Annotated in this window: 9 protein-coding genes; 5 read left to right on the forward strand and 4 right to left on the reverse strand. The window is 60.9% G+C overall.

Translation table 11 applies throughout. The annotated features are described in order from the left end of the window. Positions 1–12: 12 nt before the first annotated feature. Entirely contained in the window at positions 13–1110 is a 1098-nt protein-coding gene (locus F3J17_RS28295; RefSeq protein ID WP_167067059.1) for an acyltransferase, read from the reverse strand. Between the two features lie 408 nt (positions 1111–1518). Here F3J17_RS28295 and F3J17_RS28300 point away from each other — a divergent pair, with 408 nt between their 5' ends. From F3J17_RS28300 to F3J17_RS28310, 3 genes are read left to right on the forward strand one after another with little or no spacing between them, the layout of a single operon-like run. After that, positions 1519–3702 (forward strand): hypothetical protein, encoded by a 2184-nt coding sequence (locus F3J17_RS28300; protein WP_167067220.1) that lies wholly within the window; start codon positions 1519–1521, stop codon positions 3700–3702. 39 nt (positions 3703–3741) lie between these two features. Then, positions 3742–5208 carry a flippase gene (locus F3J17_RS28305; RefSeq protein WP_167067062.1) on the forward strand — a complete coding sequence of 489 codons (1467 nt, stop codon included), beginning with the start codon at positions 3742–3744 and terminating at the stop codon, positions 5206–5208. Beyond that, positions 5205–7712 carry a glycosyltransferase family 4 protein gene (locus F3J17_RS28310; protein WP_167067065.1) on the forward strand — a complete coding sequence of 836 codons (2508 nt, stop codon included), beginning with the start codon at positions 5205–5207 and terminating at the stop codon, positions 7710–7712. The genes F3J17_RS28305 and F3J17_RS28310 overlap by 4 nt, the downstream gene beginning before the upstream one ends. 118 nt (positions 7713–7830) lie before the next feature. On the opposite strand, the gene F3J17_RS28315 is transcribed toward F3J17_RS28310, so the two are convergent. Next, positions 7831–8943: an acyltransferase gene (locus F3J17_RS28315; protein ID WP_240161191.1), complete on the reverse strand. Its 1113-nt coding sequence runs from the start codon at positions 8941–8943 to the stop codon at positions 7831–7833. Between the two features lie 315 nt (positions 8944–9258). On the opposite strand from F3J17_RS28315, the gene F3J17_RS28320 reads away from it, so the two are divergent. Together F3J17_RS28320 and galU are read left to right on the forward strand one after the other, a co-directional pair. Next, positions 9259–9402, forward strand: a complete 144-nt coding sequence (locus F3J17_RS28320; RefSeq protein WP_167067073.1) for a hypothetical protein — start codon at positions 9259–9261, stop codon at positions 9400–9402. A 337-nt stretch (positions 9403–9739) separates the two neighbouring features. Beyond that, entirely contained in the window at positions 9740–10630 is an 891-nt protein-coding gene (gene galU / locus F3J17_RS28325; protein WP_167067076.1) for a UTP--glucose-1-phosphate uridylyltransferase GalU, read from the forward strand. Positions 10631–10703: 73 nt separating this feature from the next. Here galU and F3J17_RS28330 read toward each other — a convergent pair whose 3' ends face one another. Together F3J17_RS28330 and F3J17_RS28335 are read right to left on the reverse strand one after the other, a co-directional pair. Continuing rightward, positions 10704–11219, reverse strand: coding sequence for a nucleoside deaminase (locus F3J17_RS28330; RefSeq protein WP_167067079.1), 516 nt, complete (start codon positions 11217–11219; stop codon positions 10704–10706). A 55-nt stretch (positions 11220–11274) separates the two neighbouring features. Beyond that, positions 11275–12375, reverse strand: a complete 1101-nt coding sequence (locus tag F3J17_RS28335) for a BMP family ABC transporter substrate-binding protein (protein ID WP_167067082.1) — start codon at positions 12373–12375, stop codon at positions 11275–11277. Positions 12376–12610: the final 235 nt, after the last annotated feature.

Raw genomic sequence — 12610 nt, forward strand, 5'->3', positions numbered from 1 at the left:
GGAATCGGTCTTTCAGGACTGCGAGCTGGTGGCGTTCACGCTGCTTCTTACAGGGGAAACAGCGATCGCATCGCGACGGGCAGGGCCGCGCGTAAGGCGCTTTTCGAACAGGAACCAGCTCGCGCTTGCATAGACGAGCGTGATGGCGAGCGCGATAGCGGCGCTCACCGGGCGGCTGTAGTGGAGGGGCCACACCGCGTAGAGAATCGTGAGGTGAATCAGGTAGATCGTGTAGCTGATGGTGCCGATATAAACGAGCACCGGATGACTAAGCACGCGTTTGACGATGCCTTTCGATTGCAGCGCGAATACGACCGCGGAGGTGCACAGCACGAGCGACACGCTATAGAGCAGCGCATTCGACAGCGGCGTGTTCATGCCTCGGAAACGTGGGTAGTGCAGATGCAACCAGGCCAGCACGGCGAGCGCTGCAAAGAACAAAATCGCCGCCGGTAGTTTGAACGGTTCGAGCGCATTGCGGTCGCGTCGCACCAGCACCGCGAGCAGGGCGCCTGCCGCGAGCAGATCCATGCGAAACGGCGTGAGGTAGTAAATCGGCCAGTAAGTGGCGAACCAGGGCGTGGCGATGGCGCGCAGCACGGGCACGATGAAAATCAGCGACGCGGCCACCACGGCCAGCCAACGTTGCGGCAGCAACAACACGACGAAGGGCCAGAAGATATAGAACTGCTCTTCAACCGCGAGCGACCAGAGAATGTTGAGACTGTCATGTCCGCTCTGGCCGAGCGCGTCGCCGATATTGGTGGCGAAAAACGCATACCACGGCCAGTAATGCGCCCATCCCAGACCGAACAGCAGCGATGAAACAATCATCAGCAAAATGTACGGCGGCAGGATGCGGCGCACTCGGCGCGCATAGAAGTAGCTGAAATACGACTGCCCGCGCGACTTGCGCTCCATCAGGATGCCGGTGATCAGAAAGCCGCTCAGCACGAAGAACAGATCGACGCCCATCCAGAGCGGCGCGCGCAAGGCGTGCTGCGCGAATACGGCGAGCACGGCGATCGCCCGCATGCCGTCGAGCTGGACGATACGGTGAGCGTGTTGCGTGTGTTGTGGCGGTGAGCTGGCGAGGCTGTTAACGGTCATCGGTTATCCGGTGGTTTGCATGCATGCACAGTCCGATTGATTTTAGAAAGAATTTAATGGGCAAAAACGCGGTCAAAAAATCGAAATATATCGATATGTGAATTTGAAAATCGAATGGTTTTTCATTCGGTAATTTCGGCGAATCACAGAATCAGGCCGGAAAATCTTTCCGTTGCGAAGTGGCTGTGAACAACGCTTTCCCATGCGGAACGGGCGGTTGCTGCGCTGCGCCATTTATTTCGCATTTAAGTTGTAAGTCGTTCAAAAGACATCAAAAATCATTGAATTTTTTTGAATTATTTTCGGATTTTGTGGGGTCATTTTTCTTCGTGAATGTGCGGCATGATCCAGCCAGATTGCCGTCACCACGGAGGAATTGCCTTGCCGTTTCCGATTCCCGACCGCCGTATGCGCAGGGCGCTGGCGTTCGCCGCGCTGGGCGCGTTCGCCTGTACCTCGTCGGTGCAGACGATTGCCGCGCCGCAACTCAATGTGACGTCCTCGTGGATCGGTAACACCTATGGTTACGGGCAGGGGACGTGGATGCAGATCAACGTCACCGCGATTGCCGTTACGCCGGAAGGCAAGGTGTATACGGACGCGCCGTGGGACGAAAGCGGCGGCGAAATCAGCGCATATCAGGACGGCAAGGCACTCGGCTTTGCCGGCGGTACGCATGGTTGGGGCGGGCAGGGTGGGAATGCCGTGGCCGTGAATCACCGCTACCTGTATGCGGCGGTGGGCGTCGGCAATGAGAAGGGCCATCTGGTGGGCGGCGGCATCTGGCCGGATAAGGGCCGCCAGTGGTTTGGCATCACGCGCAGGCCGCTTGATGAGCCTAAGCGCGCAGCGGCCTTCCAGGCGTCGCCTCAGCCGCTTAATCCGCACGCGCAGCTTGCGGGCGCATTCCTGAAGATCGCCGATGTGCCGACCGGTACGCAACCGGGTATCGGCGGTCTCGCGGCGAGCGATTCGCTGCTCTATGTGAGCAATACGGCGATGAACCGCATTGAGGTCTACGATGCCAACTCGATGCAGCGCAAGTCGCAATTCGACGTGCACGAGCCCGGTCGCATTGCGATTGCCGGTGACGGCTCGCTCTGGGTGCTGACCGGCACCGCGACCGATCACGCGCCGCGTGTCGCGCATTATTCCGCCGATGGCAAGCCGCTGGTCGAAACCTTCGACCTTCCCGCTGATTCGATCGCTGTCGATCTTGCGGTCGATCCTTCACAACGCATTCTGGTGGCGGATAACGGTCCGCGCCAGCAGATCCTGATCTATTCGCGCAGTGGCAAGGCCTATACGCAGAGCGGCACGCTGGGCGAGCGCGGCGGCATTTTTTCGGGCGTGCCGGGGCGTCCCGGCCCGGGACGTTTCAATGGCCTGACCGGCGTGGGTACGGACGCGAAGGGCAATATTTACGTGTCGACCAACGGTATTGGGCCGCATCACGACACAATCGGCGCGGGTCTGGGCGCTACGCTCGAAAGCTATACGCCTGCCGGAAAGCGCCTGTGGAACCTGGAAGGGCTGCTGTTCGTGGATGGCGCGTGGATGGACCCGGCGCGGCCCAATAGCGTCTATACGGGCAACAAGCGCTTCGAACTCGATCTGTCAAAGCCGCCCGGCCAGGACTGGAAGTACGCAGGATTCCTCTCGAATCGATTCAAGTATCCGGACGATCCCGTTTTCCATACTGACCAATGGCCCGGTCTGCCGACCGCGCGTTCCTTGAACGGTCACACGTTCCTGTTCCTCACGGACATGTACGCGGACCACCTCAAGATTTATCGCTTCGATGCGCAGCGTGACGGCGAGGTGGCGATTCCCTCGGGCTTCCTCGCGGGGCGCGAGCGACCCGTTCTGCATGTGCCGAACGCGCCGCCGGGCGGTGACTGGATCTGGCGCGATACCAACGGCAATGGCGCGTTCGACAGCGACGAATTCACGCGCAACCCGGGCCGAGAAAAGCTGGGCGGTGGATGGGGCTGGTGGATCGACACGCGCGGCGACATCTGGCGTGCGCGCGACGAAAAGGGCATCTGGCGCTGGCGCTTTGGCGGGCTCGACGCCAAGGGCAACCCGATCTACAGCTACGACAAGCTGGACAAGTACGACATTCCCGCGCCCTTCACCGAAGTCCACCGCGCGATCTACGAGCCGGAAACCGACACGCTTTACGTGACGGGCTATACAGCCGATGCGCCACACGATCCCGGTTTCTGGAAAGAGGCCGGCCGCGTGCTGGTGCGCTACGACAAATGGTCGAGCGGCCATCCGGAGCAGCGCTACATGCTGCGCCTGCCGTGGGACCCGAAGGCGAAACCGCCGGTCACGCCTGCAGGGCTGACCGTGGAAGAGCGCTACATCTTCGTCGTGGAGCCCGCAGGCGGTGTCCACGTGTATGACAAGGATTCCGCGAAGGAGATCGGTACCTTTGGTCCCGGCGCGGAAGTGGGCAATACCTCGGGCTGGGTCGACGTGCCGTTCGGCATTACGGCGCATCGCCAGTCCAACGGCGAATACCTGATCTTCGTCGAGGAAGACGCACGCGGCAAGGTGCTCATGTACCGCTGGAAGCCGGCTTGACGCTGCTCTAGCCCGCAACCGCACGCTACAGGAAACCGCATGGATAAAGGCTTATTACGCAACGTCGCGATCAATCTGTTTGGACTCGTGCTGCCGACCTTCGTGTCGTTGGTCACGGTGCCGACGTACATCAAGATGCTCGGCGTCGAACGGTATGGCGTGATCGCGCTCGTGTGGACGCTGATTGGTTATTTCAGCGTGCTCGATCTGGGCATGAGCATGGCCGCGCAGAATCATATTTCGAAGGCCTACGCATCAAAAGACAGTGAGGCCTGCGAGCGCGTGTTCTGGAGCGCGTTCTGGCTCAACTTCACGACCGGCGCGATTGGCGGCTTGCTGATCTACACGGGCGGTGCGCTGTATACGGCGTATTTCACGCACGTCACGCCTGAATTGCGCCATGAGGTGTATCTCGCGCTGCCGTGGCTGGCGATTGCGATTCCCATTGCCAATGTGTCGTGGGTGTTTGCCGGTGCGATCAACGGCGCGGAGCGCTTTGGCATTTACAACACCAATCAGACGCTCGGCACCTTTCTGTTCCAGCTATTGCCGCTGGGGGCGGCGTGGGCCATCGCGCCGAATCTGCAAACGGTGCTGGCCGCTGCCGTGCTTGCACGCCTGTTCGCAGGCCTGCTGCTGGGCCGCTCCGCGTTGCGCGTGCTGGGCATTCGCCATATCCGTGGGCCGCGCTTCGATACCTCGAAGGCGTTGTTCAATTTCGGTGGCTGGATGCTGATCGCGAGCATCACGACGATGGTGGCCGATTCGCTCGATCGCATGATGCTGGGCGCGGGCCTGGGCGCGCGTTTCGTGACTTATTACACGGTGCCGCAGAACCTGGTTACGCGTCTGAATATGGTGCCGAACGCACTGGTGCGCACATTGTTCCCACGTCTTTCGGCACTGCGCCGCGAGCATGCGGACGAGATCGCGGCACAGTCGCTGCAATTCCTCAATGCCGTATTCACTCCGGTGGCGATTGGCGCAATTGTGGTGCTGGAGCCTTTCCTGAAGGTGTGGGTGGGCCCGGAGATCGCCGGGCATGGCGCGCCCGTTGGGCGCTTCCTGATCGTTGCCGTGTGGCTGATCGGGCAGGCCGGTGTGACGCGCATCCTGATCCAGTCGCAAAACAATCCCGCCGCCGCCGCGCGCGTGGGCCTGATCGAGCTGCCGCTGTTCGCGGGGCTGCTGTGGCTGGGAATCGACCGCTTTGGCCTGCCGGGTGCGGCGGCAGCGGTGCTGTTGCGCTCGCTGTTCGACTACGTGGTTCTGCTCTGGCTGTCGCGCATTCATAGTCGCGCGATCGTCGTCGATATGTTTGCACACCTGAGTTTTCTGGCTACCGCGCTGGCAATTGCGTGGTGGCTGCCGGACGCGTGGTATGCGATCGGCGCGGGCGTTGTCCTGGCCCTCGCCAACTGCGTCTGGTCGGTGGCCACCACGCCAGTCCTGCGTGGTTATGCCCGTTCCCTTCTGTTTCGACTAAATTCACGGAAAAGCGCATGAGTCACGAATTGATCGACGAAGCGGCGTCGTCCGAACGCGCCGCCGTGCCGCTGCAACGGCGCGAAAATACGTCCACCGCGCGCGGCGAATTGCGCGCCGTGAACACCACGGCTGGCAAGGGCACACCGGAGGTCGAGCGCGAAGCGCGACGTCAGCCGCGCGTCGCCATCGTGCACGACTGGCTCGTCACCTATGCGGGCGCCGAGCGCGTGCTGGAGCAGATCATCGACTGCTTTCCGGACGCGGACCTGTTCTCCGTGGTCGATTTCGTCGACGACAAGGACCGCAAGTTCCTGCGCGGCAAGCGCGCAACGACCTCGTTTATCCAGCGCTTGCCGAAGGCGCGCACTAAATATCGCGCGTATCTGCCGTTTATGCCACTGGCCATCGAGCAGCTCGACGTATCGGGCTACGATGTGGTCATTTCCAGTTCGCACGCCGTCGCGAAGGGCGTGCTCACCGGGCCGGATCAATATCACATCAGTTACGTGCACTCGCCGATTCGTTACGCGTGGGATCTCCAGCATCAGTATCTGCAGGAGTCGCATCTCACGCGCGGACCGAAGTCGATGCTCGCGCGGCTGATTCTCCATTACATCCGCAATTGGGATGTGCGCACCGCGAATTCTGTCGATCAGTTCGTGGCGAATTCCGAATTCATCGCGCGACGCATCCACAAGGTCTATCAGCGCGATGCGGAAGTGGTGTATCCGCCGGTCGACGTCGATTCGTTCGAACTCGAAACGCGCAAGGAAGATTTTTATCTGACCGCTTCGCGACTGGTGCCGTACAAGAAGATCGATCTGATTGTCGAGGCGTTTTCGCGCATGCCGGATAAGCGCCTGGTTGTGATCGGCGATGGTCCGGATATGCAGAAGGTGCGTGCGAAGGCTGGCCCGAACGTCGAGGTGATGGGTTATCAGCCATTTTCGGTGCTGCACGATCGCATGCGCCGCGCGAAGGCGTTTGTGTTCGCGGCGGAAGAGGACTTCGGCATTTCGGTGGTGGAGGCCCAGGCGTGCGGTACGCCCGTGATTGCCTACGGCAAGGGCGGTGCGCTCGAAACCGTGCGCGATACGGGTTCGCGTCCCACCGGCCTGTTCTTCGAAGAGCAGCGCGCGGAGGCGATCATTGCTGCGGTGGAAACCTTCGAGCGCGATCCCAAGCGTTTTCGCGCGGAGGATTGCCGCGCGAATGCCGAGCGCTTTTCTTCCGCGCATTTCCGCGATCAATTCTTTGCGCGCGTGGCGCGTGCGGTCCCGGCCATTGCAGCAGCAGGTCCGGCTTATCGGGATCCTCAGCGCATGCAGGAGGCGATCGATGCCACTGCACTGGAAAGCGCGCCGCGTGTGCTGGCGATCGACCAGAGCGGCGTGCTGGGCGGCGCGGAGTTGTCGCTGCTCGAAGTGGTGAAGGGTCTGCGGGCACGCATCGAAGTGCTGCTGTTCAACGATGGTCCGTTCCGTGAAGCGCTCGACGCTGCGGGAGCGCGCGTGGACGTGGTGGATTCGGGTGCGCTACGCAACGTGCGTCGTGACGCCGGTGCAGTGCCTAAATTCGGCGTGCTGGCTGGCGTGGCCGCGCTGGTGCGCGAGACGCGCCGCCGTGCGCGCGAGGCGGACGTGCTCTATGCCAACACGCAGCGCGCGATGGTGATCGGCGTGTTGGCCGGCAAGCTCGCGCGCAAGCCGGTGGTCTGGCATCTGCGCGATATCGTCAGCGACGAGCATTTTGGGCGTGTGCAGCGCGCGATCATCAAGGGTTGCGCGAAGCTGGGTCTCGCGCACGTGATTGCCAATTCACACGCTTCGGCGCAGGTGTTCGCCGATCTGACCAAGTTCGATTCAGACAAGATCGACGTGGTGCACAACGGCGTGGACGAATCACCGTTCCGTGCGCTCGCACGCGTGCCGAAGGATCAGTTGCGTGCGCAGATCGGTCTGCCGCAACGTGCGTTTCTGGTGGGCGCATTCAGCCGCCTCGCGCGCTGGAAAGGCCAGCATGTGTTGCTCGAAGCGCTGTTGCACGAGCCGCGCGCGCATGCCGTGTTCGTGGGCGCGCCGCTGTTCGGCGAGGACGACTATGCGCAGGAACTGCGCGATTTCGTCGTCAAGCACGAGTTGCAGGAGCGCGTGCATTTCCTGGGTTTCCGTCACGATATTGCGGCTTGTATGCGTGCGATGGATGTGATCGCCCACACCTCGATCACGCCGGAGCCGTTCGGCCGCGTGGTGGTGGAAGGGATGATGGCGCAACGTCCGGTAGTGGCTTCGCGCGATGGCGGCGTGAAGGAGATCGTCGAACACGGCAAGACCGGGCTGCTGTGCACGCCGGGCGACGCCGTGGCGCTGGCCGGGACGATCTCAGCGCTGCAGGACGACGAAGCCTTGCGTGAGCGTCTGGCGCGCAACGGTCTGGCGGTCGCGCGTGAACGCTTCGGCAAGGAGCAGTACGTGGAAGCCGTGGGACGCGTGCTGGACGGTGTCGTGACGCGCGCTCGCTAGGCACGCGCGAAGCAGGACTCAGGGAGAAGTGGGAACAAGCAGGGCAATAAAGACAGTGAGCAGTAAACAAGCGGGGCCGCCAGATGGGCGGCCCCGCTTGTTTTCGGATATCGGATCGTCAAGCAGCGCGCTTGCGCAGGCGGCTCGCGACGTTGAGCGCGGGACGCTCGAACAGGCGATAGAAGACCCACGCAACCGGCAATACCGCAAGCGTGAAGCCAAATGAAGCCCAGATCGACGTTTGCAGTTCGGAGCGGAACAGCCAGGAGCCAAGCAGTACGAAAAGCGGCAAATGGATCAGATAGAGCGAATAACTGAATTCGCCGAGCTTCGAGAATATCGGCATGAGCACGCCGCCCGATGCCAGCGGACGCGACAGCGCCTTGACGAGGTAGCAGGCAAACGCGCAGGCCCACAGCTGGAACGCGCCGTACTGACCAAAGTGGAATGCGACGCAACCGGCCACTGCGAACACCGCAGCGGCAACATAGGCGAAGCGGAAACCTTCGTAGCCTCGTAGACGCGCTTCGGCGATCCAGGCGCCGAGCATCCACGAGAACCAGTACGAAGTGAAGAACACAATGTCGTGCGGGGCGAGCGTCAACGCCGAAACCACGTTGATCACGGCCACGCCTGCGAGTACCGCGTTGAGGCCGACGAGGCGGCGCACCGCGAACAGCAGCGGATAGAGCAGATAGAACTGCACTTCGAGCGACAGCGTCCAGAGCGCGCCATTCGAGCCGTAAGTCTTACCGGCCACGCCTTGCAGCGAAAACAGATTGACGAGGAACGCCTGCGGGCCGATATCGAGAATCTTGTGGCTCACCGGTGTCATCGTGAGGCTGATCGAATCGGCCACGAAGGTTAGCGCAAGCGCCGCGAGCAGCACCGGATAGATCCGCACGAGGCGGCGCAGCCAGAATTGGCCGGCGTCGAGCCGGTAGTCAGGATTGGCAAGCAGACGTGACGCGCCGCTTCGATGAATGCAATAGCCGCTGATGACGAAAAAAATCGGCACGCCCGCTGATCCCCACGCAATCGGGAACGTGAGCCACGCGGCGATCGTGCCAGGGCTGGCCAGACTGGCGTGCATTTGATGAAAGGCGCCCATGCCGATCCACGTAACCTGCCGGCAGTGGAAATACGCTACCAGCAGGGCGGCAAAGCCGCGCAATGCATCGATCAGATGGTCGCCGGCGATGGCTGCGGGCCGCGCCGCGGCGGCAGGCATGGCAGATGCAGGCGGCAGGAGAGTTTCGAGTGCGGGATCGCTCATCTTGACAGGTCGCGTGATGTAGGCCGGGATGGCGTTCGTGGCTCTGAGGGGAGGCTAGTTCACGATCATAGGGATCTCGCGCGAGGAAATTATGCAAAAGTTTTTCAAAAAGTATTCACGGCGCTTATTGGGTGACGCGGTGACGGAAAGACAAAAATCGGCTGATCGAATCGAAATAGGGAAATAAAACCTTGTAACGCAAAAGCGATTTATTTGTTCAATTTGAACTGCTAGTTTTAAGGGGATCGCCTATGGTCGATGGAGATTTCGATGAACCTGCATTTGCTGGCCGGCATTGCCGTGCTATTGATACTCGTCGCGGTGTCGGCGTATCGCGAGGCGTTGCGCAACGAGCCTATCCGGCGCTCGCGCACGCAGGCGGGCCGCTTGCCGCCCGCCGATGAAGTCGAGTAGACTGCGCGGACATGACGCTGTCATTGCGCCGCTATTTCGAATCGATTGGCTAAATGTGTTGTGAGTCAATCGATATCCGGATCAGGAAATTCATGCCGATTATCCGGGGCGCATGGCAATAATTTCCGCTGTTCTGCCTGCTCCGCGCCATCGGTTTCAGATTCTGGATTTTTTCCATTTCTTTATTGCTGAAATGGAAATGCGGTAAAACAAAGCAGTACGAATCGCAACGATGCCGACGCATTCAATATAAAAACTGCCCAACAGAACCCTCGGGGACGCCGGCTTGCCTTGCTGCGAGACCGTTACTCAAACGATCGAACTGGGAATGGACATCATGCTAAAAGTAACCAAAGCGGTATTTCCTGTAGCTGGCCTCGGCACGCGCTTTCTGCCCGCCACCAAGGCCAGCCCCAAGGAAATGCTGCCGATCGTCGATAAGCCGCTGATTCAATACGCGGTAGAAGAGGCGATCGCCGCCGGCATCACCGAAATGATTTTCGTGACCGGCCGCAGCAAGCGCGCTATCGAAGATCATTTCGACAAGTCGTATGAGATCGAAGCCGAACTCGAAGCGCGCAACAAACAGAAGCTGCTCGACGTCGTGCGCAGCATCAAGCCCGCTAATGTCGATTGTTTCTACGTGCGCCAGGCCGAAGCGCTGGGTCTGGGCCACGCCGTGCTGTGCGCGGAAAAGCTCGTGCAGGGCAGCCCGTTCGCCGTGATTCTCGCCGACGATCTGCTGTACAGCCCGAAGCCCGTGATGAAGCAACTGGTGGACACCTTCAATCACTACCACAGCTCGGTGGTGGGCGTGGAATCCATCGCGCGTGAAAACAGCGCATCGTACGGCATCGTCGATGGCCGCGAGTGGGAAGAGGATGTGTTCAAGCTTTCCGGCATCGTCGAAAAGCCCGCGCCGGAAGTTGCGCCGTCGAATCTGGGCGTGGTGGGCCGTTACGTGCTGATGCCGACGATTTTCGACCATCTGCGCGCCCTCAAGCCGGGCGCAGGCGGCGAACTGCAACTCACCGATGCACTGCAATCGCTGCTCACGGATGAGCAGGTGCTGGCCTACCGCTACATGGGCACGCGTTTCGATTGCGGCAGCAAGATTGGCTATCTGAAGGCCACGGTGGAATTCGCGCTGCGTCACCCCGAGGTGAAGGACGAATTCGAAGCCTATCTGCAGAATCATCTGCCGCAGGCGCTCGCCGCAGCGGCTTAACAGCGGCTTAGATTACCCGGCAGATCTGATTACTGAAAAGCGGCGCGCGCTGAAAGGCGTGCGCCGCATACCATCAGGCGTGCGTTTGCCAGAACGCGCGCTGCACGCGCATCACGTCGTCCTCCACATCGGCTACGGGGCCGATCAGATCGACACGCTTCTGGCAGTGATCGAATACATAACGCGACGACACGCTCATCGTGGGATTTTCCGCGTGATTGCCGGTCGCTTCCAGCAGTCGTTCCTCCGTCATGCCGAATACCACGCGACCGATATTGGCCCAGTAGGCCGTGCCCGCACACATGCAGCACGGTTCCACTGAGGTATACAGCGTGCAATCCCACAGATAATCCGCGCTGAAATTCATCGCGGCGATACGCGCGAGCACGGCTTCCGCGTGATTGACGGTATCCACGTTGCCTTGCTCGATCAGCACGGTTTCGTGATCGGGGCCGACCAGGATCGCTCCGAACGGATGGTGGCCGAACGAGGCGGCGCGCTCGCCCACGGCCGCCGCGCGGCGCAGGTGACGCACGATCTGCTCGTGCGTAGGTGCGCTACGCGGGGCGGCGGGAGTGTTGCTGCTCATTGCCTGTCTCCTGCATGAATCGCTTTGTCGTCATGTTTAGCGCTTGTTTTCAGGCTTATTTCGGCACGGTGCCGTCTACGCCCTCGACGAACCAGTTCAGGCGCAGCAGATCCGCATCGCTCAGCGATTTTCCCGCCGCCACACGAATCGTGCCGCCCTGATCCTTGATCGGGCCTGCGAACGGGTCGAACTTGCCGGCGACGATATCGTCGCGCTTCGCGGCCAGCGCTTTTTGCGCGGTGGGGGAAACGGCGCCGGTATTGATATCGGCGAGATCGATGGCCTTTTCCTTCAGGCCCCACCAGACCGGCGCATTGGTCCACGTGCCTGCCATCACCTGCTGGACCAGATGCGAGTAATAGACGCCCCAGTTGCTCACGCAGGCGCCCAGTTGCGCGTTGGGGCCGAACTTCTTCATGTCCGAATCCCAGCCGAAGGCATGCACCTTTTTCTGCTCGGCGGTCTGCATCGTGGCGGTGGAATCGGTGTTCTGGATCAGCACGTCCGCGCCTTGGCCGATCAGCGTTTCGGCAGCCTGTTTTTCGCGGCCCGGATCGAACCAGCTATTGATCCACAGCACCTTCACCTTGGCGTTCGGATTCACCGAACGCGCGCCCATCGTAAAGGCGTCGATATTGCGTACGACTTCGGGCACCGGCACGGAGCCGACGAAGCCCAGCGTATTCGTTTTCGTCGTGTAGCCCGCCACGAGACCGGCGAGATACGCACTTTGATAGGTGCGTACATCGTAGGTGGCGAAATTCGGCGCTTTCTTGTAGCCGGTTGCGTGCATGAAGACGGCATCCGGATAATCTTTGGCGACCTTTAATTCGAAGTCCTGAAAACCAAAGCTCGATCCGACGATGATCTTGTTGCCTTTCGCGGCGAGGTCGCGGAACACGCGCTCGGAATCGGCGGATTCGGGCACGTTTTCAACGCGCGTGACCTTGATCTTGTCGCCGTATTGCGCTTCGACGGCTTTCACGCCCTGTTCGTGGGCGTAGGTCCAGCCGGCGTCGCCGGGATTGCCCAGGTAGACGAAGGCGACACCCACGGGCGGTGTGGCGGCGTGACCGATGCCGCTCGTGAGGGCGGCGAACAAGGCGGTGAGGACGGTGGCGCAGGCGCGCCGGACGCGCGTCTTGGGTGCTTTCATGGGTTCTCCGTAAGAGGCAAACATCGTGCGATGGGAGCCATCTTCAGGAGCCAAATATTGGGGAAATATTTGTTGCCGTTATCGTCGGTATAACAAACTTCATATGAAAGCCGAGTCCTCTAACGCGTCAAAGCCATAGTGATTCGAAGTCGGGCACGCGGTTTGCTCGCCCTAGTCAGTTTTGCGCGTATCGCACGGCCTGCAGGCCAGCCTGGGGCGATGCGCGTTGAATTGC

This window comes from Burkholderia sp. Ax-1719 (assembly GCF_011753055.1).
Taxonomy (GTDB): Bacteria; Pseudomonadota; Gammaproteobacteria; order Burkholderiales; family Burkholderiaceae; genus Paraburkholderia.

Bases quoted from the DNA above. Each gene is read 5' to 3' on its own strand.
- F3J17_RS28315 (WP_240161191.1), bottom strand. From the start codon at position 8,943: ATGCCTGCCGCCGCGGCGCGGCCCGCAGCCATCGCCGGCGACCATCTG.
- galU (WP_167067076.1), top strand. From the start codon at position 9,740: ATGCTAAAAGTAACCAAAGCGGTATTTCCTGTAGCTGGCCTCGGCACG.
- F3J17_RS28330 (WP_167067079.1), bottom strand. From the start codon at position 11,219: ATGAGCAGCAACACTCCCGCCGCCCCGCGTAGCGCACCTACGCACGAG.
- F3J17_RS28305 (WP_167067062.1), top strand. From the start codon at position 3,742: ATGGATAAAGGCTTATTACGCAACGTCGCGATCAATCTGTTTGGACTC.
- F3J17_RS28300 (WP_167067220.1), top strand. From the start codon at position 1,519: ATGCGCAGGGCGCTGGCGTTCGCCGCGCTGGGCGCGTTCGCCTGTACC.
- F3J17_RS28320 (WP_167067073.1), top strand. From the start codon at position 9,259: ATGAACCTGCATTTGCTGGCCGGCATTGCCGTGCTATTGATACTCGTC.
- F3J17_RS28295 (WP_167067059.1), bottom strand. From the start codon at position 1,110: ATGACCGTTAACAGCCTCGCCAGCTCACCGCCACAACACACGCAACAC.
- F3J17_RS28310 (WP_167067065.1), top strand. From the start codon at position 5,205: ATGAGTCACGAATTGATCGACGAAGCGGCGTCGTCCGAACGCGCCGCC.
- F3J17_RS28335 (WP_167067082.1), bottom strand. From the start codon at position 12,375: ATGAAAGCACCCAAGACGCGCGTCCGGCGCGCCTGCGCCACCGTCCTC.